Origin of the sequence: Thermococcus profundus (genome assembly GCF_002214585.1) — an archaeon.
In the GTDB taxonomy this organism is placed as follows: domain Archaea; phylum Methanobacteriota_B; class Thermococci; order Thermococcales; family Thermococcaceae; genus Thermococcus; species Thermococcus profundus.
In genome coordinates this window covers 1,952,580-1,978,096 of sequence record NZ_CP014862.1, presented here as the reverse complement: position 1 = coordinate 1,978,096, position 25,517 = coordinate 1,952,580, and the positions used below count along the sequence as shown (strand labels likewise).

Annotated in this window: 23 protein-coding genes, 2 tRNA genes and 1 other RNA gene; 16 read left to right on the top strand and 10 right to left on the bottom strand. The window is 54.5% G+C overall.

Annotated features, from left to right (window positions below):
• Positions 1–125: 125 nt before the first annotated feature.
• From A3L09_RS10460 to A3L09_RS10430, 7 genes are all read left to right on the top strand, one after another.
• Positions 126–2,606, top strand: a complete 2,481-nt coding sequence (locus A3L09_RS10460) for an ABC transporter substrate-binding protein (protein ID WP_232473536.1) — start codon at positions 126–128, stop codon at positions 2,604–2,606.
• 169 nt (positions 2,607–2,775) lie between these two features.
• Positions 2,776–3,819, top strand: a complete 1,044-nt coding sequence (locus A3L09_RS10455; protein ID WP_088858900.1) for an ABC transporter permease — start codon at positions 2,776–2,778, stop codon at positions 3,817–3,819.
• An 11-nt stretch (positions 3,820–3,830) separates the two neighbouring features.
• Positions 3,831–5,315, top strand: a complete 1,485-nt coding sequence (locus tag A3L09_RS10450) for an ABC transporter permease (RefSeq protein WP_088858899.1) — start codon at positions 3,831–3,833, stop codon at positions 5,313–5,315.
• A gap of 10 nt (positions 5,316–5,325) precedes the next feature.
• Positions 5,326–6,285, top strand: coding sequence for an ABC transporter ATP-binding protein (locus A3L09_RS10445; RefSeq protein ID WP_088858898.1), 960 nt, complete (start codon positions 5,326–5,328; stop codon positions 6,283–6,285).
• Between the two features lie 10 nt (positions 6,286–6,295).
• Positions 6,296–7,303, top strand: a complete 1,008-nt coding sequence (locus A3L09_RS10440) for an ABC transporter ATP-binding protein (RefSeq protein WP_088858897.1) — start codon at positions 6,296–6,298, stop codon at positions 7,301–7,303.
• Between the two features lie 30 nt (positions 7,304–7,333).
• Positions 7,334–7,804, top strand: a complete 471-nt coding sequence (locus A3L09_RS10435; protein WP_088858896.1) for a hypothetical protein — start codon at positions 7,334–7,336, stop codon at positions 7,802–7,804.
• Positions 7,805–7,808: 4 nt separating this feature from the next.
• Positions 7,809–8,681 carry an EamA family transporter gene (locus A3L09_RS10430; protein ID WP_088858895.1) on the top strand — a complete coding sequence of 291 codons (873 nt, stop codon included), beginning with the start codon at positions 7,809–7,811 and terminating at the stop codon, positions 8,679–8,681.
• 61 nt (positions 8,682–8,742) lie between these two features.
• Here the strand turns inward: A3L09_RS10430 and glnA are convergent, their stop codons facing one another.
• Positions 8,743–10,074, bottom strand: coding sequence for a type I glutamate--ammonia ligase (glnA, locus tag A3L09_RS10425; RefSeq protein ID WP_088858894.1), 1,332 nt, complete (start codon positions 10,072–10,074; stop codon positions 8,743–8,745).
• Positions 10,075–10,292: 218 nt separating this feature from the next.
• Between glnA and A3L09_RS10420 the strand changes: the two genes are divergently transcribed.
• From A3L09_RS10420 to rnpB, 4 genes are all read left to right on the top strand, one after another.
• Complete coding sequence (locus A3L09_RS10420; RefSeq protein ID WP_088858893.1) at positions 10,293–10,700, top strand: DUF61 family protein; 408 nt, start codon at positions 10,293–10,295, stop codon at positions 10,698–10,700.
• 5 nt (positions 10,701–10,705) lie between these two features.
• Positions 10,706–10,981, top strand: coding sequence for a hypothetical protein (locus tag A3L09_RS10415; RefSeq protein ID WP_088858892.1), 276 nt, complete (start codon positions 10,706–10,708; stop codon positions 10,979–10,981).
• A gap of 90 nt (positions 10,982–11,071) precedes the next feature.
• Positions 11,072–12,754 (top strand): COG1361 family protein, encoded by a 1,683-nt coding sequence (locus A3L09_RS10410; protein ID WP_088858891.1) that lies wholly within the window; start codon positions 11,072–11,074, stop codon positions 12,752–12,754.
• Between the two features lie 38 nt (positions 12,755–12,792).
• An RNA gene (gene rnpB / locus A3L09_RS10405) (RNase P RNA component) lies at positions 12,793–13,114 on the top strand.
• On the opposite strand, the gene A3L09_RS10400 is transcribed toward rnpB, so the two are convergent.
• From A3L09_RS10400 to priL, 3 genes are read right to left on the bottom strand one after another with little or no spacing between them, the layout of a single operon-like run.
• Entirely contained in the window at positions 13,100–13,957 is an 858-nt protein-coding gene (locus A3L09_RS10400) for a DMT family transporter (RefSeq protein WP_088858890.1), read from the bottom strand. The genes rnpB and A3L09_RS10400 overlap by 15 nt on opposite strands.
• On the bottom strand, positions 13,954–14,994 hold the full coding sequence (gene priS / locus A3L09_RS10395; RefSeq protein WP_088858889.1) for a DNA primase catalytic subunit PriS: 1,041 nt from the start codon (positions 14,992–14,994) through the stop codon (positions 13,954–13,956). The genes A3L09_RS10400 and priS overlap by 4 nt, the downstream gene beginning before the upstream one ends.
• Entirely contained in the window at positions 14,987–16,189 is a 1,203-nt protein-coding gene (gene priL / locus A3L09_RS10390) for a DNA primase large subunit PriL (RefSeq protein ID WP_088858888.1), read from the bottom strand. The genes priS and priL overlap by 8 nt, the downstream gene beginning before the upstream one ends.
• A 103-nt stretch (positions 16,190–16,292) precedes the next feature.
• Here priL and A3L09_RS10385 point away from each other — a divergent pair, with 103 nt between their 5' ends.
• Positions 16,293–16,886 carry a regulator of amino acid metabolism, contains ACT domain protein gene (locus A3L09_RS10385; protein ID WP_088858887.1) on the top strand — a complete coding sequence of 198 codons (594 nt, stop codon included), beginning with the start codon at positions 16,293–16,295 and terminating at the stop codon, positions 16,884–16,886.
• On the opposite strand, the gene A3L09_RS10380 is transcribed toward A3L09_RS10385, so the two are convergent.
• Entirely contained in the window at positions 16,870–17,145 is a 276-nt protein-coding gene (locus tag A3L09_RS10380; RefSeq protein WP_088858886.1) for an acylphosphatase, read from the bottom strand. The two genes, A3L09_RS10385 and A3L09_RS10380, sit on opposite strands and share 17 nt — an antisense overlap.
• Positions 17,146–17,214: 69 nt before the next feature.
• Here A3L09_RS10380 and cutA point away from each other — a divergent pair, with 69 nt between their 5' ends.
• Together cutA and A3L09_RS10370 are read left to right on the top strand one after the other, a co-directional pair.
• Positions 17,215–17,529 (top strand): divalent-cation tolerance protein CutA, encoded by a 315-nt coding sequence (gene cutA, locus A3L09_RS10375; RefSeq protein ID WP_088858885.1) that lies wholly within the window; start codon positions 17,215–17,217, stop codon positions 17,527–17,529.
• Entirely contained in the window at positions 17,526–18,113 is a 588-nt protein-coding gene (locus A3L09_RS10370; RefSeq protein WP_088858884.1) for an endonuclease dU, read from the top strand. The genes cutA and A3L09_RS10370 overlap by 4 nt, the downstream gene beginning before the upstream one ends.
• A gap of 89 nt (positions 18,114–18,202) precedes the next feature.
• On the opposite strand, the gene A3L09_RS10365 is transcribed toward A3L09_RS10370, so the two are convergent.
• Positions 18,203–19,054: a universal stress protein gene (locus A3L09_RS10365; RefSeq protein ID WP_088858883.1), complete on the bottom strand. Its 852-nt coding sequence runs from the start codon at positions 19,052–19,054 to the stop codon at positions 18,203–18,205.
• Positions 19,055–19,155: 101 nt separating this feature from the next.
• Here A3L09_RS10365 and gcvT point away from each other — a divergent pair, with 101 nt between their 5' ends.
• Entirely contained in the window at positions 19,156–20,352 is a 1,197-nt protein-coding gene (gene gcvT / locus A3L09_RS10360; RefSeq protein WP_088858882.1) for a glycine cleavage system aminomethyltransferase GcvT, read from the top strand.
• 133 nt (positions 20,353–20,485) lie between these two features.
• On the top strand, positions 20,486–21,349 hold the full coding sequence (locus tag A3L09_RS10355) for a DMT family transporter (RefSeq protein ID WP_088858881.1): 864 nt from the start codon (positions 20,486–20,488) through the stop codon (positions 21,347–21,349).
• 445 nt (positions 21,350–21,794) lie between these two features.
• Here A3L09_RS10355 and A3L09_RS10350 read toward each other — a convergent pair.
• The 4 genes from A3L09_RS10350 to A3L09_RS10335 all read right to left on the bottom strand — a co-directional run bounded on the left by A3L09_RS10350 (position 21,795) and on the right by A3L09_RS10335 (position 25,500).
• Positions 21,795–21,872 (bottom strand) — tRNA-Ile (locus A3L09_RS10350).
• Between the two features lie 13 nt (positions 21,873–21,885).
• Positions 21,886–21,963 (bottom strand) — tRNA-Glu (locus A3L09_RS10345).
• Positions 21,964–21,991: 28 nt separating this feature from the next.
• Positions 21,992–23,161, bottom strand: coding sequence for a lipopolysaccharide biosynthesis protein (locus A3L09_RS10340; protein ID WP_088858880.1), 1,170 nt, complete (start codon positions 23,159–23,161; stop codon positions 21,992–21,994).
• Positions 23,152–25,500: an STT3 domain-containing protein gene (locus tag A3L09_RS10335; protein ID WP_088858879.1), complete on the bottom strand. Its 2,349-nt coding sequence runs from the start codon at positions 25,498–25,500 to the stop codon at positions 23,152–23,154. Before A3L09_RS10335 ends, A3L09_RS10340 begins: the two co-directional genes overlap by 10 nt.
• Between the last annotated feature and the right edge of the window lie 17 nt (positions 25,501–25,517).

The window sequence follows — 25,517 nt, the reverse complement described above, 5'->3', positions numbered from 1 at the left end:
TCCTTAAAAGGGATCGGATGTATAAACTAATGCTGCCATAGCCTATAGAAGGCAGACGTGCCAAAACTGAAAGGAGGCAGTGAAATATGAGCAGGAAAGTTTTCAGTTTGTTTATAATAGGTTTGATGGTGTTTAGTGTTTTCTTTGTCCAGCCAGCGGCTGCAGAGGATGAGAATGCATACATCAATGCAGCCCTTCAGGCGTTTGAAACGAAGTACTACAAGACGGCCGAGGATCTTGGAGACATCCTCGACATGACCCTTGACAACTCCACGGAGCTGACTGCATACTTCACCGCCGAGTTCCACAACAAGACCATTGAGGTTACCAACCCAGACCAGTTCTGGGATCTCGCGAAGATCAATATGGGTCTCGGTATCTTCGAGAGCCCGCGCGTCTTCATCGTCGAGACCTGGACCTTCTTCCCGGCCAACAAGAACAGGATCCAGGACATCGTTGCCGACCCGAACGTTGGTCTTGCAACCCGCTGGAGCCCAATGACCGCCAAGACCCCTGACGGAAAGCTCAAAATCGCCCAGTTCGCCTCAACCGGTGCCATGTTCATGAGCCCGTTCAACCCGGTCGGCGGCCTCACCGACGTTTACAGCGTTAGGGTCTCCACCCTCATAACTGACTACGGTGGAGCCACCAACTTCGACGGTATCTACTCCCCATACAGGTGCACCTGGGAAATCGACAAGACCCCTGGTAAGGTTCCAGATGATGCCGTCATCTACAACCAGACCCAGGGATGGATAGCCGCCCACGCAGGCGAGGACTATAAGGCCAAGGTTACCTTCCACTGCGACATCGGCGAGTGGCACAACGGCGTTAAGGGCGACATCAACGACATAAAGAACTACATCGCCTTCTACTACACCTGGGCATACGAGGACTACCCGAACGACCCGTACTACGACTCTGGCCTCTCCTCAACTGGTGCCTACCTCAAGAACATCCTCGGTTACGAGTTCACTGACGACGGCTTCACCGTCTACGGTAAGTACACCCACCCGCTTGCGGACGATCAGATCGCTGCTTACTACAGCATGTACCCGAGCGTTCCGTGGGAGCTCTACTGGGCCATGGGCGAGCTCGTCGCCAACGCTAAGAAGTACGGCATCGACAAGACCTACTCCTTCAGCAGCTCTGGCGAGGGAATCCTCTGGCTCGACCTCATCACCAAGGAGCACGCCGCTGACGTCGTCAAGATCATGCAGGAGATAATGAACGGCAACGCCAAGGACAACTTCCCGGGAATCGACTGGAGCGCCGCCAAGGACAGGTTCCAGGCTGACATCAACTTCTTCAACCAGTACAACCACCTCTTTATAAGCAACGGTCCTTACATGCTCGTTAAGTATGACCCGAACGCCCTCTACCTCAAGCTCAAGAAGTTCACCGGCGAGAGGCACGTCCTCGGCACCGACAGCGGGCTTCCGATCGACGGTGTGCCTGACGAGATCGAGTACGTGGGTGTCCAGGGTCAGGATACCGCCATTCTCTCAGTTGCCAAGGGCGACTACGACATCCTCTCCTACGCGTTCCCGGCCGGCAAGTTCCAGGGCCTTGGTGAGGACGTCCTCAACAACCTCAAGCTCTTCAAGAGCGCCAGCTCCTACAACGAGCTGACCATCAACGACTGGCACGACCCGGACAAGGATGCCCCGATAGTCACCGTTGGTGACAGCGTTTACTTCAACCCGTTCGCCATCAGGGAGGTCAGGTACGCTATGAACTGGCTCATCAGCAGGGACTACATCGTCCAGAACATCTACCAGGGTAGCGGTGCCCCAATGCTCGGCTGCATCAGGCCCAGCCACCCGGCCAACAAGTACTTCCAGATCGTTTACGACACCCTTGGAATGACCACCAGCGGCAACGAGGACTATGCCCTCTACCTCATCGAGCAGGGCATGGAGAAGGCCAAGGAGCAGGTCGCCAAGTACGGCCACACCCTTGAGAAGAGAAGCGACGGTTACTGGTACTTCGACGGAAAGCCGGTTTCCATCAAGTTCCTCATCCGTACCGAGGACGAGAGGAAGGAGATCGGTCTCTACATAGCCAGGCTCCTTGAGACCAAGGTCGGCTTCAAGGTCGAGAAGTACCTGTGGGACAGGAAGAAGACCGGTAGCGTCGTCTTTGCTGAGGACCCGGCCAACTACAAGTGGAACCTCTACACCGGCGGCTGGGGTACCAGCGGTCTCCCGACCCAGTGGGTTGACGGTTACATGGCGTTCTTCTACACCAACTGGTACGGATACACCCCGAACGGTATGGGTGTTGACCACGGCCACAGGAACACCGTTACGGTGAGGGAGTTCCTCAAGTTCGTCGGCGAGCTCGTTGGTCCGGCCGAGACCACCACGACCACCTCCTCCGAAGAGACCACGACCACAACCAGCAAGCCAACCACCACTACCAGCCAGCAGACTACTACCAGCAAGCCCACGACAACCAGCAAGCCGACCACAACCAGCAAGCCCACCAGCTCATCACCGAGCAAGACCACCACTACCAGCAAGCAGGGTGGTGGAGGAATCTGCGGTCCGGCCGCTCTCGTCGGCCTGGCAATAATACCGCTCCTCCTCAGGAGGAGGAAGTGATCCCTTCCCTTCTTTCTTTTGTTCGTTGCGTTTATCCAGATATCGAGCACGTTTTTGATGTACATGTTTGATTGCTATGCTCATTTCTGTTCAGTAAGGTATTTAAAGGCAGTTTTACAAAGCCGAAAAAGATCGCTCAGGAACTCCGAGAAACTTGGAGGTGACCTAGATGGGATACGGCAAGTACCTCGTGTTTAGAATCCTCAACGCGCTTTTGGTTCTGGTGATCGCCACCCTTATTATGTCCGCCCTCTTCGTTAAAGTCGCTAGGGAGGACAACAAGTCCAAACTGTTTGAGGAGCTTAGATCTTGGGATCAGACGGAAGGTAAAAAGATAAAACAGTCTCTTGGTGAGGAAGAATACTGGAGGCAGCGTGCTATAGAAGAGCAGAACCTCAGAAAGAAGTACAACCTGGACAAATCCTTCTGGGGACAGGTCATTGAAAAAACCAAACGATCCTTGATGTGGGATTTTGGACAGAGCACCGTTTCAATTGGTGGAACGAACAACGTCCGCGACATAGTTTTCATGTACCTCCCGAGGAGCATAGTGCTGTTCACCACGGCAACGATCATCACAATGATCCTTGGTATCTACCTTGGAGTCAGGGCCGCTAACATGCCTGGAAGCGTCTTTGACAGAAGCCTCTCAATATTCGCCCTCCTGACGTACAGTCTTCCAACATGGTGGACAGGAATGATGTTCATCCTCATATTCGCCTACAAGCTCGGCTGGTTCCCGCTTCAGTCCAACTTCCTCCCAACTGACACGATACTTGATAAGATACACAAGCTCGCCCTCCCCGTGTTGACGTTCGTATTCGTGGCCTTCGGTGGATGGGCATGGACTACTAGGAACATCATGATAGGAACCCTCCAGGAGGACTTCATCATGGCCGCCAGGGCCAAGGGTCTCCCCGAGAGGAAGGTCATCTACGGCCACGCCCTCCGTGCAGCAGCTCCCCCGATAGTGACAATGGTCATATTCTCCCTCCTCGGATCCCTTGGTGGAGCAATAATCAGCGAGCAGGTCTTCAGCTACCCGGGAATGGGAATGCTCTACTGGATGGCGCTCAACCAGGGTGAGACCAACATCGTCATAGGTCTTACCTACTTCTCGGTGGTTCTGTACCTCAGCGGCGTCGTGCTTGCGGACATGATCTACGGATTCCTCGACCCGCGTGTCAAGGTCGGTGCCTCAGCCAAGATGTGAGGTGGTAAGGAATGAGATGGGTTGACTTTAAGGAGAGCCTATCAGAGTTCGCTAACGAGTTCAAACGAGAGAAGACTGGAATGCTGGGTCTGATATTGCTTATCCTGCTCGTGGTCGTGGCGGCCGCCGCCCCGATAATAACCGAGCCCAACTTCCCGGACAAGTGGAGGGACCCCCAGTACTGGGAGGCCTACCCCCAGACCGTTCCGCCAACCTGGTACAACATGTTCACGAGTAAGGATCTCGTGCCCCAGCAGGTTTACACTGTTGATTCCCCCAACGTCCACGTTGACAACCAGAAGAGGAGCATGACGATAGAGGTCCAGTACAACCTCTCCGATGATTACTACTACGGGCCGAAGGGTATACTGATCAAGGGCTTCAACGTTACAGTCCCACCTGGATCACCGTTCCAGCCCAAAATAAGCGTTTACCTTGAGAGGCCGGATGGGAGGACCGTGCCCCTCGTGGAGAAAAAGCCTCTCAGCTCGGGTATGTCAATAGCCATAGGAAGGGACGGAAACATCAAGAAGGCCACCTACATCTGGCTCTACAAGGAGGTCACCGGCAAGACCATCAGCCCCGATGACGTTCCGGTTGAGGTCGTCCTCATCAGGGATATGGTCAGGCCCCTCTTCGCCGTTGTGGATCCCAGCGCATACAGCTCCAAGAACGCCACTGGGCTCGTGGATGAGATAATCAGCAACCCGCAGACCCTTCACGGTACCTACACTCTAAAGGTTACTATCACCAAACCATTCAGAACTGACGTGAAAGTTGACAACCTGCACGTAACCTTCCTCGGCCGCGTCTATGGAAGCATGGGTACCGACTATCAGGGCAGGGATCTCTGGGCGGCCATCATCTGGGGAAGCAGGGTCTCCCTCGTTATCGGTATCACGGTCTCGCTCCTCAGCACTATCATAGGAATAGTCTACGGTGTTACCAGCGCCTACCTTGGAGGAAACGCGGATGAAGTGCTCATGCGTATAAACGAGCTCTTCAGCTCAATTCCCTCGCTCCCGATCCTGATCCTCATAGGAGCCACCATGGGACACATTCCCCTCAGCATGATAGTCCTCCTGCTCGTCGTCTTCGGATGGATGGGAATAGCGAGGATATCGAGGAGTATGGCCCTTCAGATCAAGGAGCAGACCTACGTTGAGGCTGCAAGGGCCCTTGGTGCCGGAACGGGAAGGATCATATTCAAGCACATGCTCCCGCAGCTCCTCCCGTACGCTTTCGCAGTTATAGCCCTCAACGTTCCAATCGCGGTTATCAGTGAAGCTTCCCTGAGCTTCCTCGGTCTCGGTGATCCGACCTCAGTTACATGGGGCCAGATACTCCACGATGCAGAGGTGCAGTCCGCGGCCACTAAGGGATACTGGTGGTGGGTTCTTCCACCTGGACTTGGAATTGCGGTCGTCGGACTTACGTTCGTCCTCATAGGTACGGCCCTGGATAGGATACTCAACCCGAGGCTCAGGAGGCTGTGAGGTGGTTTGAATGGCAAGGAACGTCCTTGAAGTTAGGAACCTCAAAATGTATTACTTCACGAGTAAGGGTGTCGTTAGGGCCGTTGACGACCTGACCTTCAACCTCAAGAAGGGTGAGGTCCTTGGACTTGCCGGCGAGAGCGGATGCGGCAAGTCCTCCCTCGGCTTCACCCTTTTGGGCATGCCGACCCCTCCGGGAAAGATAGTCGACGGCAGCATTAAGATCGATGGAAGGGAGATAGTTGGCCTCCCCGAGGACGTACTGAGAAGGGAGATACGCTGGCAGAAGATAGCCATGATCTTCCAGGGTGCCATGAACGCCCTTAACCCAGTTTACACAGTTGGCTATCAGATGATAGAGCCGCTGTTGCTCCACACCGACATGAGCAAGGACGAGGCTATCGACAGGGCTCAGAAGTACCTCGAGCTCGTCGGTCTCGATCCGGACATCGTCTACCGCTATCCCCACGAGCTCTCGGGTGGTATGAAGCAGCGTGTCGTCATAGCTTCGGCGCTCCTTCTTGAGCCGGACGTCGTTATAGCGGATGAGCCAACCACTGCCCTCGACGTCGTCGTTCAGGCTCAGATCATAAACCTCCTGAAGAAGCTCAAGAAGGATCTGGGCCTCTCGATGATCTTCATCACCCACGACCTCAGCATCCTCGCCGAGATCAGCGACCGCGTTGCCATCATGTACGCCGGAAAGATAGTCGAGATTGGCGACAGTGAGAAGATCTACTACGAGCCGGCCCACCCGTACACCCAGAAGCTCCTGGCTTCCATTCCGAGGCTTCACGAAGACGTTGACAAACTCGAGTTCATCCCCGGACAGCCGCCCAACCTCATCCACCCGCCGAGCGGATGCCGCTTCCACCCGAGGTGCCCCTACGCCATGGACGTCTGCAGGGAGCAGATCCCCGAGCTGAAGGAGATTGATAAGGACCACTACGCCGCATGCTGGTTGCTGTGAGGTGTGAGAAATGGCCGAGCCGGTACTTAAAGTTGAGAACCTTAAGAAGTACTTCCCCATTAAGAGGACGTTCATGGACACTCTCAAGGGTGCTCCGCAGAGGTACGTCAAGGCCGTCGATGGCATAAACTTTGAGATTGAGAAACAGCAGGTCTTTGCCCTCGTGGGTGAGAGCGGCTGTGGTAAGTCCACAACTGGAAAGCTAATAGTCAAGCTCCTGGAGCCGACAGACGGCAGGATATACCTCGAGGGGCAGGACGTCACCGACATAAGGTCCAAGGAGGACGTCCTGGCCTACAGGAGGAAGGTCCAGATAATATTCCAGGATCCATTCAGTTCAATGAACCCGAGGTTCAGGATATTCGACATCCTCGAGGAGCCGCTCCTCATACACGGCATCGGTGAGACCAGGGCGGAGCGCGAGGAGCTCATCTACAAGGCCCTTGAGATGGTCAAGATAACGCCGCCAGAGGACTACGTCGGAAGGTTCCCGCACATGCTCTCAGGTGGTCAGAGGCAGCGTGTTGCCATCGCCCGTGCGCTGATCCTCAATCCTACGTTCATCGTCGCCGACGAGCCGGTTTCGATGCTCGACGTGTCGATCCGTGCAGAGGTTCTCGAGCTCATGAAGGAGCTCAAGGAGAAGATGGGCGTCACCTACCTCTACATCACCCACGACATGTCCACGGCAAGGTACTTCGCGGACTGGATGGCTGTCATGTACCTCGGAAGGATCGTTGAGATGGGACCGGCAAAGCGCGTCATTGACAACCCGCTCCACCCGTACACCAGGGCCCTGCTCGCTGCAGTTCCAGAGCCGAAGCCCGAGAGGAGGAACGTCATCAAGGAGCTTCCGATCAAGGGTGAGGTTCCTAGCGCCGCCAACGTGCCGCCCGGATGCCGCTTCCACCCGAGGTGCATCTACGCCCAGAAGGGTCTCTGCGACGTGGAGCACCCCAAGCTGATAGAATACGAGCACAACCACTTCGCGGAGTGCCACCTGGTCGGCAAGTTCTGACCTTTCTCAACTTTTATTTTGGTGGTGGAAATGGTTCTCGAACCCCTAAGGTTGGCTTTTAAGTACGCCCTGATAAAGGTGGGCTTTCTCCTTCTGGTCCTTGCGCTCGTTCTCTCCCTGGCGAGCATGTACGGGATCGAGAAGAATTACCATGAGAGCGGCCATCTGGGCCCCGGACTCCACGTTATTGGTGACGATCACTTTGAGAGAGCCTACTACACCTACAAAAGGGTTCTCCTTCTGAACTCGACTAACGCCAGCGTCTCAGTTAACAACGTCACCTACTCGGTTACCGGCCTGGTTAACGTGACCCCCTCCCTTCGCCCCAGTGTTGAGGTTTTATCTGGGAACGTCAGCTACGACTACACGGTTAGGGCTACAGATTACCCGCTTGCGTACCTCTCCCTCCTCGCGTTCCTGTTCTTCATAGTTGGCCTGGTCTTGGCCGTTCAGGGCTACATCCGTATGATAGGTGACATAAGATCCTCCCGAAAGAGGTGAGCCAATGAGGCGCGGTTACCTCTTCGTTTTTCTGGCCGCGAGCATGTGGGGGACCCTCGGCATATTCGCCAAGTACCTCAACGGCTTTGGACTGAGTACCTTCACGATGGTCTTCTACAGGGTTCTGTTTGCCATAATCCTTCTGGCGGCGTATCTCAGCGTTAGGGGCATCGGCTTTTCAATTGACCGCTCCAGGCTCAAGTTCTACGCCCTCTACGGCTTCTTCAGCATATTCCTCTTCTATACCCTCTACTTCTACACGGTCACGATATCCTCCGTTTCCTTTGCTGTTCTCCTCCTCTACACCGCGCCGGTGTACTCTATAATCCTGGGGAGATTGATATTTGGAGAGGAACTCACTTCAGAGAAGCTTTTTGCCCTCCTCCTCGTGATGGTTGGAGTTGTGCTCGTCAACGGCGCTGGAAACGGTTTCTCTACCAGAGCCCTTATCTTCGGCCTCCTCACCGGATTCACCTATGCCCTATACGGGGTGCTGGCCAAGTTCGCGGTGAGGAAGGAAGAACCTGAGAAAGCGCTGTTCTACACCCTTCTGTTCGGCCTGTTTTTCCTGGTGCCCTTCACCGACTTCAAGGTTCCCTTTGGTGCAGTTCCTTACTTGTTTGCACTGGCCCTGTTTCCGACGTTCTTTGGATACATTCTCTACAACCACGCCCTCAAAGAGGTTGAGGTTAGCAGGGCGAGTATAATAGCAACAATAGAGCCTGTCGTGGCAATACTCCTGGCTTTTCTCCTCTTTGGGGAGAGGCTGACACCAAAACAGCTCGTCGGTGCCGCCATGATAATCGGGGGCTCCATCCTCGTCCACATAGGCGGGAAAGAAGAGCCGGAAGGGGCCGTCCTTGAGGAGGCCCATTAGACGTGGGGCCACTCCCGCCCTCTGGCTGACCTCTACGCATCCCGCAGGAGAAAATGAAGGGTCAAATGTAGAAATACCTCTCCAGCTCCCACTCGGTTACTTCCTTCGTCTCCAGTGGCAGTTCCCGAGAGCTGAGGAACTCGACGTAGTTCTCCCATTCCCTCTCCTTGTACTCAATGAAGTTCCTGTATATCCCGCTGAGGGCATCCCTGATGACTCTGTCCCTCTTCAATTCTTCGAGGGCCTCTCCGAGATTCGAAGGGAGGGTCTCTATACCGAGCTCGGTCCTCTCCGCTTCGCCCATTTCATAAACGTTCTCCTCAACGTAAGCCGACGGTTCGATCTTTTTCCTTATCCCGTCGAGTCCCGCGGTGAGAACCGCCGCAAATGCCAGGTACGGGTTTGCACTGGGGTCCGGACAGCGGTATTCTATCCTGGCAGCATTGCCCCAGAACGTTGGAACGCGGATCAAAGTACTCCTGTTCCGATATCCCCAGCTCACGTAGACCGGGGCTTCATAGCCGGGAACCAGACGCTTGTAGCTGTTGACCGTTGGGTTCGTGACCGCGGCAAGGGCCTTCGCATGCTTAAGGATTCCCCCTACGAAGTGGAGGGCCGTCTCGCTGAGCCCTTCTTCGCCGATGAAAACGTTTTCCCCTTCCCCCCACAGGCTTATGTGAAGGTGCATTCCATTGCCGGGGAAGTCGTGGATAGGTTTGGGCATGAACGTGGCGTGGAGACCGTTCATCTCCGCCACTGCCTTAACAATGTACTTAAAGCTCACTACGTTGTCCGCCGTTCTCAGGGCCTCATCGTATCGGAAGTCTATCTCGTGCTGACTCCTTCCTACTTCATGGTGGAGAACCTCTGGAATCAGGCCGAAGGAAGGCATGTAGAGCGCTATCTCCCTTCTGACGTTCCTAGCTTTGTCGAGGGTTACGAGGTCGAAGTAACCGCCGCCGTCAGGAATATCGAACTTCCAGGTGCCGTTCTTCTTGAAGAGATAGAACTCTGGTTCTGGACCGATGTATGCTTTGAACCCCCTCTTCTCGAGATCCTCTAACACCTCCCTGAGGACTCCCCTGGGATCCGCCCCGTAGGGTTTTCCGCCTTTGTATACGTAGCCGTAAACCCTCCCTATTCCCTCCCACGGCACTTCTGCATAGGTTGAGGGGTCTGCCTTAAACACGAGGTCGCTGTCCTCTATTCCCTGGAACCCGGGTATGGAGGAGCCGTCGAATGCTATCCCTTCGTTTATGGCCTCCTCGTACCTCTCCATTGGGATCTCCATGCCCTTTGAGGCACCGTTGATATCGACAAAAACCAGCTGCAGGAACCTGGGCTTCTCGCTGCTTCCGTTGAGGGAAGTCCCGACTGTTTTAATGTCGTTCATTTTTTCATCACCTTAATGAACTATTGATCAGTAAATAACGCTTTTTTATGAACGATAACTGTTATTTAACGCTTTTGTTTGATTTTTTGTCGGATCGTCAACAGGTCATCCTCCCATCGCTCTTTAATTTAAAAATGTTTAAAGTTCTTTTTTAAAATGATAAAATAGTCATAAACATGTCAACCAAGGTTTTTCAGGGATGAATGAGAAGTGCGCCCATGCCGACCGCTGAGGATGTATTGAAGAGGGAGATCTTCAGGATAAACCTCCACCTCCCGAGGGAGAGGGTCAGCCTTTCTGAGCTTCTGGGTATGGACGATCCGAGTGTCTTGCTGAGGGACGGTAGCAGGCACTATTTTAAAAGGTCGGAGCTCCAATATCTTGCTTCGCTTCTCGATCCAGGGGAGGCGGACAGGCTGAGGTTACCCATAGTTCTGGAGATAAGCACTGTTGACAGGGGGTACTTTAGGGTTCGGGGCAGGCTCGCGGTCAAGGTTGTGGACAAAATTTTTGAGCAGTTCGACCCCCTTAACGAGAGGGAAGAGGGGAGGTACCCCCGATACCTCCTTCCAAGGATACGGAGGATCCTCCCCACTGCCACAACTTACGCTTTCATATCGGAGTGATGGGAATGGACGAGAAAACGAGAATCCTTCGGGATTACTACACTTTCACGATTCCCCATATCTCGGTGTTTGTGGGGGCCGTTCTGGGGCTCCTCTTCGTTCTAAGGATAAGCATCACCCTCGCACTGGGGGTGTTTTCGGCACTCTACGGGTTGATGCTTTTAATCGTTCACGCTATTGTCTATCCCCAGTTTCGCTCTAACTGGATATACCGCCTTGGGCTTTTTGGATCGATTCTACTGATGCTGGTCGGCGTGTTTTTGATTTATTCCTCTCTCTAGCTTGTTTATACTTCTCAGGGGCCTCTCGAAATATTTTTAAGTTGTGGGCCTCTTATTATCATGATTCAGAACAACCCGGTGGTGCTACGTATGAAGAAGGCTGTAATTCTTTCCGTAATCATCGTTTCGGTTCTTCTCATTCCCCACGTCTCTTCTGCTTCCCAGTCCCCGGGACTTAAAACCAGTGACGTCCTCATATTGCTTCCTGGGGAGGAAACGTCGGACACCATAAGTGCGCTGAACCTCGCAGGTTTAAACTTCACCGCGGTGGTTTACACCGGCTACTCGACAGGGGGGCTTCCGGTGGGATCCCTGAACTTCACGCCCGCTTACACGATCTTCAAGGACTGGAAGGCCGGGGAGGTCCAGGAGATACCGTTCAACGTTTCCCTCTCTCCCGAGGTTTCTCCCGGGATCTACACACTGATTCTGAACTTCAGGGCCATGGCTGAGGATGGGTCTATCCACACCCTGTCCCTTGAGGTTCCCGTGAGGGTGAGCCTCAACCCTGTGGTTCTCAAGTCCGTTGAACTTCGCGTTCTTGAGAGGCCGAAGTCGGGGCTCAATCCATTCAACGGGGAGACCCTTTTGGTCATCGCCCATGTGAAGAACATAGGAAGACACCCGGAAGGCGTCTTGGTTTCATTAAACCTCACCTCACTTGAGAGTGGTGCAGCTGTCTTCCAAAACTCCACGAACCTTGTTATGCCCCCGGGACCAGGGGATGTGGAGTTCAGGGTGCCCTTTGGATGGGACTGGCCTTCTGGGAAATACAACCTCAGCCTCACGGTAGAATCCCTAAGGGGCTCCGAGGGCTTTTGGAAGGTTATAGGCCTCTCCACTGGGATTGACTACATGAACGTCTCCATTGCCCACGACTCCGTTATCAAGGGGAAGCCCCTCAAAGGATATGCCACCATAATCTCTGAGAGGAGCATTGATCTCAATCTCTCCGTCTCGGCTCTGAAAGAGGGCTCCGAAATCTGGAGCTACAAAAACCCCCTGCTTATTAAGCCGGGCACCAACGTTTTTGAGCTGAACCTTCCAACGAACGTTTCCGGTGAGATCACCCTGAAGGCTAGCATCTCCTACGGCCGAAGGGTCCTCGCTAGCTCCACAGCAGAGTACACCGTTCTTGAGTACCCGTACTTTGAGAAGATCTCTGCCTCACCCAGGGGGGACACGCTCCAGGTGAACGTCTCGATAGTGAATCCAAATTCCCTGCCCTTCGACCTCCGCCTCTACTACAACATGAGCGGGGGGAACGCCATTTTGTACTCTGACTCTGAATCTATTGTTGTTGATCCGGGCGAAGAAGAGAAAGAATTCGAGTTCAAAGTTCCCAGGAATACCACAGTAAGCTATACCTTCCTCCTGCTCGGTGAGGATGGAACTGAGTTCGACAGGCGTTCGGGTTCTCTGTTTGTACCTCCCGCCGCACAGCCATCGCCTTCGTCTTCTCCCGTGAATACTAGCGGGGAAGCGGTTGAAGGAGGAGGGGGTGGGAATGACGAAAAGGCTGTCCTTGTAGCAGGTCTGATCTTTATCATCGCTGTTATACTGGCTGGCCTCTTCCTCGGTTCCCGTGGAGAGGAGGGCTATGTAAGCCCGTGGGAGCGGGCTAGAAAGCCCAGAACGAAGCCGAAGCCCAAACGCCGCTCTCCACTCGGCAGGTTCAAGAGGCCAAAGCTCCCGAAGTTCATTGAGAACCGCGAGCTCCCAAGGAAGTTCAGGAGAAGGCCCGTTGCAAAGACGAGGAAGAAAAAGAAGTGACCAAACCTTTTTATCCCTCTTCTTCTAACTTCCGTCAGGCGAGGGGGTCGGGGGCCCTCGGGGTGCTCCCGAGGAAGTTCCGCCCACCGCACCGGGGCCGCGGTGCCGCAAGGCACCCGCCGAGAGGCGGGGCAACGGCGCAGAAACGACACGGCCTCCGGGGGATGTGGATGAAAGCGGCGAAGGGCCCGGCGACGGCGCCCGAGCTAACCCGCAGACGATCCCGGGGGATGCGGTGAAACGGCCGTCCCGCGGGGTGCAAGGCCGAGGAAGGGGCGATGAGTTCCCGGTGTGAGCCCCGTGGTAGGCCGCTCAGTCGAATGCCCCCTTGATACAGAAGGCGGGCTACGGCCCCCTCGCCCTATTCACAACATCGAGCGCAGAAGCGAGAAGTATGAGTCCCCCGCCCAAGACGGTTCTAATCCCCGGAACCTCGCCAAAGACTAAAAAAGCATAGACGACGGCGCTCATTGGGTCTAGGTAGCTCAGCAAAGCTGCCTCGTTCACCTCAACCTCTTTTAGCCCGTCCATGTAGAGGAACAACGCCAGGACCGTGTGAACCAGCACGAGGACGAGAATCGCCCACCAGACTGGATTTCCCGTATTCTGAACGGCCACGAACGGTGCGAGGACGATGGAAGCTATAGCCAGCTGGAGGAGGGTTAAAACCTTCCCATCGACGTCCCTTAGGGATCTGCCGAAGTTCGGAATGAGGGCGTAGAAGAAGGCCGCGATGAGAGCCAGAACTATTCCGGTAAAGTCCCTATTGCCCAGATTTACCTCCTGGCCGCTCATTATGAGTACCAGCCCGAGGAAGGCTAGGCCGATCAGCCCCCACCTCTTCGCGTTCATCTCCTCACCAAGGAAGCGCCACGAAATTAGTGTCGCTATAACTGGGGCCGTGTAATACACGAGGACGGCATTAGCTATGGTCGTGTAGTTGAAGGCTGTGAAGAGAAACGCCCAGTTAAGGCCTAAAGCCGCTCCAAGGGCCAGGAGGGATTTCCACCGCCTTCTGAAGAGTGTGAGGAGATCAGGGAGTTTGTTTCTCTCTAAGATTTCTATTATCCCGACGAGGACGAGGGCTCCAAGGGAAACTCTTGCGAAGGCCACTCCCAGACCTGACAGGCCTGAAAATCTTCCAAAAATTCCTACACTACCCCATATGAGCATGGAAACCGCTATTTTAGCTCGACCGTTCATGTTTCATCCCCGTGCTCTTCTAGCCACAGCTGGTAGGCTTCCTTCACTTCCCTGTGCCTGAACTCTGGAACCGCGTCCTCAAACGGGTTGAAGCGCTTCAGTTTCCGCTCGTCCGGACCTATGTACGTGGTCACCAGTCCAACTTTGGAATGGAGGCTCGATGGAACCCTAAGGATCCTCTTCACGTCTATCGTAACTTTGCCGTCGAAGTACGCCTTCGAGAAAGTACTGGAGAGGGCAAACAGCTTGATCAGTGTTTTATATCCTACGCCCTGGGGAAAAGCTGTGAGGAGGGCGTTTCTGACGAAGCCCTCGTATATCTCCTCCTTTTTTTCGATTATCCTCTCGGCCTGACCCTTTTTGAGGCCGATGTTGAGGAGGTGGTTGGGGCTTGCCCTCTTTATGAAGTACCCAAAGCGGAGTCTGAAAACCCGGAAGTAGCCGGATGAGAGCATCACCTTTCTCTCCCTGAGGTCGTCGAATGTTACCTCCTCAGCGGCGCTTACGTAGGAGAGGATTTTTTCCCTCGCCTTTGCGTCCAGGTCGAGGGCCCAGTCGTCTAGAACCCTGATGTGATACCCCCTTCCCGAATATACCACATGGACGTCTTCAAAGCCGAAGTCCTCCTTTAAAACGATCAGGGTATCGCGCGCGAGCTCCTTCGCGTCCTCAAGGCAGATGGGGCACACCTGCCCGCTGGGATGTTCTCCCTGACAGCGCCTCAGGGGCAGGTCCTTTGCGTCTATGTCGAAGACCAGCTCGGCTCCCAGCCATCCGCTCATCTCCCGGGGGTTCTCGTAGAGGGCGACGCTTGAGAAGATGGCGTAGGGGGCGGTGGCCTTTACGTAGTCCTCAAGATCTCTGATGTCGTGGAACTCGTTCTTCCTGTCGCTCGGTCCCTCACCGGTGTGGTCAAAGCCAAACTCCCTGTTCTCAAGGGTTTCGAGGATGAAATCCGGGAGCCTTTTGGCGCTCCATTCCCTCCGGTAGTACTCCCGCCGTTCCTCTGGCCTCGCCTCCCTGAAGAGTTCACTCATTTTCCTCACCTTTTCCTTCTTTCTTTCCCTCGCCTTTCCTGCGCTCGATATAGAGCCTCTTGAGGTAGTACGTCAGCGGGTTCTTTATCCCCCTGCAGAACCGATCTGGCCTGCAAAGCTCCGGTGCGTTGGCCCGTATCTTATCGCAGTTCGGGGGGAAGTACCATGTAGTGTTCCCGCTGTCCTCTATGCTCGGCTTTTCAGTGAAGCCGAAGCCTAGGTGGTACCAGATGTTCTTTATCTCGTTCGGCTGGTCTTCGAACAGAGGCGGTGAGCAGCGGTTCCCGGCCTCTATTATTAGCGGAAGAATCTCCCTCTCGATGACGCTTAGATCCTTCACGCAATCCTTTATCCTAACGTTTCTTCTCGGTGGGTTTGGACAGATCCTAGCGTAGCTCAGGAAGCTCGTTAAGAGCACGGTTATCGCGTAGTTTCTCAGCCCGCTTCCAACGCCGGACAGGGCCCTTCTAACACAGGGAGGGAACAGGTCAAAGCGGAGCGGCTCGGCACCCACGGACCCAATCGCCTCTATCCTCTCCTTGAACTGCTCCCTCGCCAGTTCGCTCAGCCGTTCGTGGAGCTCCGAGTAGAAACCCGGTAAATCGTCCCTCAGGTCGTAGAGGAGGTTCACGGCCCTCTCGATGTTCCTCTCGAAAGCCTTTCTCCAGAGGCTCAGGACGTCGTCTCTCCGCAGGTACGCCCAGCTGTTCTTTATGTAGATCCCCTTCAAGTTGCCGTCCCAGAGGGGGAGAAAGTGTCTGAGCCACATCTTGTACGCTATCCTTAACTTCTCCCTCTCCTCATCCCCCAGTTCCATGTGCCCGAGCTTTTCCAGGATCAGTCTGTCCCTCTCAGGGATCTCCTTTTCATCCACCCGCTTTACGTTGAGGGAGAGCTCCTCGAGGCTCTGGCTATCCCTGATCCGTCTTAGGTAGATCTCGACGTTTCTGTCCCTTACCAGCTCCATCTCAAATCCGTAGGGGGAAATCGAGAGTGCTCCAAGGAGGGCATAGAACGTCATGAGGTCTTTCCAGTCCTCCATATTTAAGACGTCTTCCGGGGGTTCATCTTTCCAGCTGACCCTCTGGAGGGCTTCCTCAATATCAATGTACTCGGGGATTTTAAGGAGGAAGTCCTCGATTCCACCGAACTCGCTTATTGTTTCCCGGGCCTTCCTGCCGAACGGGTCGAGCATTCCGAGGTACACCTGGGTGATGTTGTGGAAACCGGATAAAACACTTTCGGGGAAAAGCTTAAATATCCATTTCTACCCATCTTTGAGTAAGAGGTGGACAAAAATGATGCTGATCCTTGAGGAGTACTTCAAAAATTACCCGGCCAGGAGGAAGGTGGCTGAGTTTCTCTTTGAGAACGGTCTCTCGGTTAAAAACGGCAAGATATACCTCCGTGATGTGGAGGTGCCAATCAGCGAGCTTGCGCGGGTCATAGGGGTCAACAGGAAGATAATCTATCACACAATCGAGTACATAGAGAAAACCTATCCACTCAAGCTCATCTTCGAGAGGCTGAATCCCCTTCCAAGCCTCATAGACGTCGCCCCCCTGATGGGCTGGGAAGTGCTGGAGATAGAGCTCGACAAGGATTCCTACCTGAAGGGCTTCCACAGGGTTCTCCAGCTCCTCCACGAGCACAGCGTTCCCGTCATGGAAGTCTTCAGCAGGAACCTCCGGGATGAGCCCAGCAAGCTCTACATCGTCATAGACGGCACGCTACCGGTTGAGGCCTTCGTGAGGATCAAGGAAGCGGAGGGCTTTAGAAAGCTGATAATACGCACACCGGAGAAGGACAAAAAGAAGTACGTGTGCGAGTACTGTGAGGTAGAGTACTGCCCCAAGAGGGTTCTCATCGAGCGCCTCAGCCAACGACTCTGAAGCCCTCAAGCCCCTCCGGTTCCTCCCACTTTATCTCCACCCTCGTTACCCTGGCCGAAGACGGCCCCTGGTGCGCCCACCCTATTAGGGCTTCCACCCTCTCCTCGTCCCCTTCTACCACAGCTTCAACGGTTCCGTCCGGCAGATTCCGAACCCATCCGCTTACCCCCAGCTTTCTTGCCTCTCTCTGCATGCTCCATCTGAAGCCAACCCCCTGAACGCGGCCGTAGATTTTAAGGTGGGCCCTTATCCTCTCCATCTCTCATCCCCCTGTTATTACTCCCGCAACCGATTTAAGCTTATCCATCGATCCTTGGATGGTGGGAGCATGGAGGCGGTGTTCGTCTATACAACGTTTCCCGACTGGGAGAGCGCGAGGAGGATAGTTAGGGAGCTTCTTCAGAGAAAGCTAATAGTCTGCGCCAACATGCGTGAACACGAGGCAATGTACTGGTGGGAAGGAAAGATCGAGGAGGGCAAAGAGGTGGGCGCCATCCTCAAGACTGAGGTGAGCAAGTGGAAGGAACTCAGGGAGGCCATAAAGGAGCTCCACCCCTACGAGGTGCCAGTGATAGCGAGGATAGACCTTGACAAACTCAACAGGGAGTACTCGGAATGGATGGGGAAGGTGCTCTTCGAATGATCCGGAAGGTCAAACCTCAGATCCGCGTCCTCGGCTTTGATGACGGCACGTTTTCTTTTTCCTCCAAGCTCGGCCGTGAAAAGACGATCCTCATAGGCGTCCTCATGAAGGGTTCTCAGGAGGTAGTCGGGGTTCTCTCGCGCTGGATAACCGTCGATGGAACCGATGTTACAGATGCGATGGTGGATGCAGTGGTCTCTTCCCGTTTTAAGGATCTTCGCGTGTTAATGCTCAAGGGAATAACCTACGGCGGCTTCAACGTCGTCGATCTTGAGAGGCTTCATGAGGAAACCGGGCTCCCCGTGGTCGTCGTCGTTAGGAAGAAGCCGGATCTGGCGGCAATGGAGAGGGCGCTTAGGAAGCACTTTCCCGACGCGGAGGGTAGGATGCGCCTCCTCAGAAGTGCCCCGCCCCTTGTTGAGATCATTCCTGACAGACTTTACCTTCAGGCGGTTGGGATCGACGAGAGAACTGCCGCGGAGATAGTCCGGGTTACCACAAGAACCGGGCTGATCCCCGAGCCTCTCCGATTGGCACACATGATCGCGAGTGCCGTCATGAGGGGGGAGAGCACGAGGGAGTAGCTTTATAAAATTGGAAGAGTACGGTTCTTGAGCGATGATGGCAACAGGGTAGCTACCGAAGTTGATGTGGAAGCCGTTCCAGTCTGAGCTCACTCACATGGGATTAAAAGCACCGGCATTTTCGCGTCCCTCATGACCCTTTCGGCGGTGCTCCCAAGGAGGAGGTCTTTGATGAAGCTCCTTCCCTTCTTGCCCATGACGATGAGCGTGGCCTTCTTTGCAAGGGCCATTCCGATTATCGCCTGGCTAGCGGTGCCTACTGTTACCTCTATCTCCAGGGGCTTCGAGAAGGCCTTTGATGTTTTTCTGAGGTTTTCTTTGGCCAGCTCTATGTTGTGCTCGAGCTCATCTATCTTCCCGTAGTCGACGGAGTGAATGAGAAGCCCGCTTTCTACGGCCTCTTCAAATTTCTTGATCTCCCGAACGATCCGAAGGGAGCACTTCGAGAAGTCCAGGGCGATAACGGGCCTTTTGAATATCTCCCCGCAGGGGCCAAAGGCAGGCTCAAACTTTCCATCTCCCTTCTCCTTGTACTTGAGGATGAGGACCGGCTTCTTTGAGGTTCTGGCCAGGTTGGATGCCGTGCTCCCCATGAACATTCTCCTCCAGATGTTTTCCCCGGCGCTTGGAATGATGATGAGATCGACGTTTTCCCTGTTCGCGTACTCCGCTATCTCCACTGAGGGTATCCCTATCGGAACGTCCGTTACTATCTCAACTTCCCCTCCAGCGCTCTTCCTCAGCTCCTCTGCGAGCTCGGAGATCTTTTCCCGGTATATCTCTTGAACCGAGAACGCCTCAAAGTCGAGGGCTGTGATGTCTATCACGTGAACGAGGTGAAGCTCTCTGACCCCCAGACGCAGCACGTCGGATATGCAGTTCCTTAGTGCATGAAGTGAGACGTCGGAAAAGTCGGTAGGGTATAGGATCTTTCCAAACATGTGATCACCCCAGTATTAGTTTGTACTCCAGTGTTTATTATAGTTGCCCATGAATTGGAAAGGATTATAACGCTCAGGCCGGAGTTTTATCGGTGATGTCAATGGTTAAGAGGGTTCACATATTCGACTGGCATAAGGAGCACGCTAAGAAGGTTGAGGAGTTCGCCGGCTGGGAGATGCCCATATGGTACTCCAGCATAAAGGAGGAGCATTTAGCGGTTAGGAACGGCGTCGGAATCTTCGACGTCTCCCACATGGGAGAGTTCATCTTCCGCGGTAAGGACGCCCTTGAGTTCCTCCAGTATGTAACAACCAACGACATAAGCAAGCCGCCCGCGATAAGCGGAACCTACACACTAGTTCTCAACGAGAGGGGTGCCGTAAAGGACGAGACCCTCGTCTTCAACATGGGTAACGACACCTACATGATGGTCTGCGACAGCGATGCATTTGAGAAGCTCGAGGCCTGGTTCAACGCCATCAAAGGCGGAATAGAGAAGTTCGGCGACCTCGACCTTGAGATAGAGAACAAGACCTACGACATGGCGATGTTCTCAATCCAGGGACCGAAGGCTAGAGATTTAGCCAAGGAGCTCTTTGGAATCGACATCAACGACCTCTGGTGGTTCCAGGCCAAGGAGGTCGAGCTCGACGGCATAAAGATGCTCCTCTCAAGGAGCGGCTATACCGGCGAGAACGGCTGGGAGGTTTACTTTGAGGATGCCAACCCCTACCACCCGGATGAGAGCAAGCGCGGAAAGCCTGAGAAGGCCCTCCACGTCTGGGAGACCATCCTTGAGGCCGGCGAAAAGTACGGCATAAAGCCGGCCGGACTTGGGGCTAGAGACACCCTCAGGCTTGAGGCCGGCTACACCCTCTACGGCAACGAGACCAAGGAGAAGCAGCTCCTCAGCACGGACATCGACGAGGTGACACCGCTCCAGGCCAACCTCGACTTCGCCCTCTTCTGGGACAAGGAGTTCATAGGCAAGGAAGCTTTGCTGAAGCAGAGGGAGCGCGGACTGCCCAGCAAGATGGTGCACTTCAAGATGGTTGACAAGGGCATCCCGAGGGAGGGCTACAAGGTCTATGCCAACGGTGAGCTCATCGGTGAGGTTACCAGCGGAACCCTCTCACCGCTCCTCGGCATAGGTATCGGAATAGCCTTCGTTAAGCCGGAATACGCCAAGCCGGGCGTCGAGATAGAGGTCGAGATAAGGGGCAAGTCCAAGAAGGCCGTTACCGTTGCGCCGCCCTTCTATGACCCCAAGAAGTACGGCGCCTTCAGGGAGGAGTGAGTTCCCCTTTTTCTTTCTCTCTATAACTCAATTCCCGAGGTAATGGGGGCGTTACTTGGTAACGGGGGCATAACCAAATTTTATTTGGGGACTCAAACAATTGGTTTTTAAGCCGCGGCTCCCTTCAGTCTCCATGTCCAAGAAGCACGCCGTTGGTGCGGTACTCCTCTGGTCAACGGTTGCCTCTGCCTTCAAGGTCTCGCTTAGATATTTAACCCCATTCCAGCTTCTATTCTACGCTTCCCTGACTTCACTCATCCTGTTCGGGGTTCTGTACTCTCGCGAGTTCTCCCCCAGAAAAGAGAACCTCCGCTCGGCCTACCTTGGCCTGATAAACCCCTTCCTCTACTACACTGTTCTCTTCTCGGCCTACGACCGCCTTCCGGCCCAGGAAGCGCAGGCTTTAAACTACACGTGGCCCCTCATGCTCGTCCTCCTCTCAATCCCCCTTCTCGGGAGAAAACCAAGGATGAGAACAGTGCTGGGCCTTTTCATAGGCTTCCTCGGAGCTATAGTCGTGGCCACCAAGGGAAACCTGACTGGTTTGAACTTCTCCGACCCCCTCGGTGTGATCCTTGGCCTCGGAAGTGCAGTGATATGGGCCTCTTACTGGCTCCTCAACCTCAGGGACGAAAGGCCGCTCGTAGAGAAGATGTTCTGGAACTTCCTCTTCGGGTTCGCCTGCGTCTCCGGTCTCCTCTTATTTTCGGGCGAATTCGTCGTTCCTCCCCTTGAGGGTCTTGCCGGTGCTATTTATGTCGGCCTCTTTGAGATGGGCGTCACTTTCCTCCTCTGGTACCGGGCAGTAGAGGGTGACATGGCCTTCGCCTCTAATTTAGCATACCTCGTTCCCTTTCTGAGCCTCCTCTTCATCTCTATAGTCGTCGGGGAGAGGATAGTCCCAGCTACCGTTCTGGGGCTGGCGATGATAGTTGGTGGGATAATCATCGGGCGGGAAAACGGGAGAGGGCCTGCTAGACGGGACCATGAACTTTGATCAAACTCAACGGGACTATCGTCCCGTACGTTAAAGCTTACCCTTAATGTCACACAGATAATTTTGGAGTGTGGGGCGCTGGTTCCCCGATAGTTTTAAGAAAAACAGGGTTATGGGACCGGGCTACTTCGAGAATTTTAGAGGAAGCTTTTTCCAAAAGCTTGACCAAAAGTTTGTAGCTCCCCTAAGAAAAAAAGCTGTATACGGGGATTTTACACTATAAGTGCCCATTTTCAGAGGAGAACACGTTAAATCTGGACTCCTGAAAAAAGTTTATCATTCTTTGACGCCCTCAGGGCGTCGATTTTTAGAGTTAAACTGCCCCAAGGGAGCACTTTAAGAGTTCTCACATTCAAGTGGCCCCGTCAATGAGAAAATCACATTGAATTTGCCTTTTAGAAAGAGCTACAAACTTTGATGAAACTTTGCGAAGGCAAAGTTTCTGTGGTGGGCCCGCGGGGCTTCGAACCCCGGACCTCCCGCTTATCAGGCGGGCGCTCTGACCAGGCTGAGCCACGGGCCCGCGAGAAAGGTTCTGGTGCCCCGGCCGGGATTTGAACCCGGGTCGCGGGATCGAGAGTCCCGCATGATTGGCCGGGCTACACCACCGGGGCGCGTCCGAAATTAGGGAGTGGGGAGGGTTTAAAAACTTTTCGGCTTTTTCCAGAGCACAACAATCCCAAGGCCAGTTGCGGTGTGGGCGAGGCTCCATCCCATTCCAACCCCTGCTATGCCGTACCTCCCCAGGAGAAGGTATCCGATAAGGAGGAAGAGCCCACCGCGGAGGACGTTGAGAATGGAGATATAAACCGGTTTCTTTTCCACGGTGAGCTTTGCCAGCCCAACGTAGGTGACCCCTGCGGGCCCTATTCCCAGTGCCACCGCTTTAAGCATGTCCATGGCCCTGGTGTATCCCTCTCCAAAGAGCAGGAGGGCGTAGTTCCCAAAGAGCCATATTCCCACCACCGAGGCGCCCCAGTAAATCAGAATCAGCAGAAGGGCCTCTCTGAACTTTTGACCTGTTCTCTCCTCCCGGAGGAGAATCGTGCTAAGGGCGGTGATGGGCACCAGGATGATGTTCCCAAGGGTGAATCCGACGTAGTAGTATCCGGTCCACTCCCTTCCAAGCTCGACCAGGATTATTGTTGGCATGAGGTAAACGGGGAGGAGGTTGACGATGTTCCCGATGTAGTTGCTCAGGGAGACCCCGAAGCTTGCCCTGAGGAATTCCCTATCAAGACACGGGACGATGTGGCTCCTGAGCTTTCTCCATCCGTGGGAGAGTCCAAGTACAAGCCCGAACCCGAAGGATCCCAAAAGGCCGGGAGCCCCTAGGGATCTCATCAGCGGAACCGGAATAACCCTCAGTCCGTAAGCTAAGCTCATCTCAACGTAAGTTCTCGTTTTTCCCGATGCCACTGAGAGGTATCCTAGAACGTTGTAAAGTGCCCCTGCTGCTGCAGTTGCCAGCAGGAGCCCAAAAAAGCTCGGTTCTCTCCCCAGGGCTTTGCCGGGGTTCAGAATCCCGTAGACCCCTGTTAGGACGAGCGAAAGCGCGGTCATTATGATTAATGTCGTCCCGGCTCCTCTTCCGTTGAACTCGCCGTAAAAGCGGATGAGGCCAACGTTGAGGCCGAGGGTCGAGACTGCGAAGGCCAGGTTCAGGAAGGATATCACCGCTGAGGCTGTTCCAATATCCCCAGCCGAGTAGAACCTTGAGGCAGCCCACCAGAATATCAAGCCCGTTATCGCGCTTATCAGGGTCGCGGTGGTTAGGTGGAGAGTGGGCCGGGCGAGGTCCCTCAGCTCCACCCGCCAGACCTCCTGAAGACACCCCTGTCGAGTATGATGCTCCCCTTTAGGTAGGTGTACCTTATGACGTCCCCGGGTACTGTCTCTGGAACCCGGAACTCGCTGAGGCCTGAGACGTTGTACTCCCGGTAGAATACTCTCTTCCCCGAGTCAGTGTAGCCGTATATTCTCAGTCTGTCTCCGGTCGCGTTTGTGAAGCGCAGAACGAGTCCGTTGGACCTGTCGAGGACAACGTTGGGGTGGAGGAGCTGGAATATCTTCACCCTTCCCCCGTCTGAATAGACAAGCCTGTACTCCTTGGAGTACTCTGAGGTGAACATGAGCCTAGCAAAGGGCGTTGAAAACGTCCTGCCGTCCATTAGAACCGCGTAGCCGTACTTGAGATTAACGTACAGGTACGCGTTTCCGGCCTTCTTTCCGGTTACGTTGGCCCGGAAAGGTTTGTCCCCGCTCTCTATCCAGACCTCTTCGGGGATAAAAGTGTTGCCCTTCACGTTTACAAGAACGCTCCATGTCCCGTTTTCTGCCTTCCTCACGCCCACCTGATACGGCCCATTGGCGAAGATCACGGCATCCCCGTAAACCCCGCTGGGGAACAGGGGTATCAGAACGTATTCGCTTCCCGTGTACCCCGCCGTCGATTTGACGGAGCCCCATTTGAGGATCGTGTCAAAGGAAACAGTAACGTAGTCAACCCCCAGTTCGAGCAGCTCCTCCCTGGAGGCATTCCCGAGGTAGAATCTCGATACCAGCTTGCTAGGTGTCCCCTGAGCCACCGCCGCCCTGTGAGCGAAGTAGGTGACCCAGTGGCCGTGATCCCACCAAGTTAAGACGATGTCGTTCTCGTTCGAGATCCCCTTAAGATAGATCAGCGCGCTGGCCCAGTTTTCATCAACTATTGGCTTGACATCGGCCGCTGCCTTAACCCCATGGTAGCCGCCCAAGATTACCAGGACTATGATGAGAGCGACCCCTGCCTTTTTCATGTTCCATCTTCCTGTTAACTCAACGAGCTCACTCGCCCCGATTCCAGCCGCCAGCGACACTCCGAGGGACCCTATGAACAGGAATCGCGTCCAGTAGAACGCCAGTGCTATTAGTGGAGCTGAAACTCCCAGGATGAACGCATCGCGGACGCGGAAGTGCCTGAAGGAGAGGAGGTAGAAGGGGAGAAACGCCAGAAACGCATGGTAGGCCATCTTGATGTCCCACCAGCCGGGTCTGGACATCTCCGCCGTGGCTGCGCTTCCGAAGGAGCTTAATCCTGCGGAGAGTATCTCCATCGTTCCACCGTATTTCCAGAGAATCGCCACGAAGATGACTGTGACCAGGGCAACAACCCCTATGGTGCCAGTTCTGCGCGTTCCCTCCGGAAGCCTGGACCTGACCGCCCAGAGAGAAGCCGTGAGGGCCAGAGTTAGGGGCACGAGAACGAGCAGGTGAAGTGTTAGGTAGACGTCCTCTAAGGGGCCCGGGCTCAGGCCGGTTATGGATCTCAGCTGTTCCCCCTGCCAGTTCTGGATCCAGAACATTCCGAAGCCGAAGACGTGTCCCAGCGCTGAAGCCATCAGTGCACCGACGGCGGTCGATGCCGCGGTGAGCGTGGAATCCCCAAAGTAGCCCCCGCGGAAGAGGGAATATGCGGCCAGTGCTATTGAAACCAAGAGGGGTAGCGCGAGAACCACGTAGTAGGCGCTCCAGAAGGCACTTGAGAACCCTGCCACCAGTCCCGCCGTCAGGTAGATGAAGACCTTTCTTCTATCTTCTTTCTCATTCAATCCGTAGCCCATCAAAACCAGGGTTGCCGAGTACCAGAAGAGCGCGTAGTTATCTCCCCTGTAGTAACTTGACATGGAGCGGAAGACGTGACCAAATGAGAGCGCCAGGATGAGAGCTGAGAGGGATGCCTCCTTCCACGAGTACAGTTTTTTCATCATGTAATAGACGAGCAGCACAGTTAGGGCTCCTAATATGGGGGGCGTCAGTTTGAAAGCTCCTTCGATTGAGAGGCCGAAGGGATTCCCAATCCTGTAGATCGAGTAGGGTGTCAGCCACATTCCCTTTGGGTGGAAGTGGTTTATCAGAAAGCCCCACGGGCCGAGGGCGTAGGGAAAGTAGTTGACCCACCCGTGCTGGGAGGCGTACTCAAGGTACGCGAGGTGAAAGTATGGGTCGTAGCCGACGAGGTATTTGAGTCTGTAGGGTATGAGCCTTATTGTGAGTGCCATGAGGAATATCAGGAACGGGATAAGCCTCTTGCTCCATCCGGGAAATTGCGGTGATTTGATCATCCTTTTTGGGGTATCCCCGGCATCGGTCTTTTTCTTTTTTCTGCCCATCTGTGCCACCCATTCGA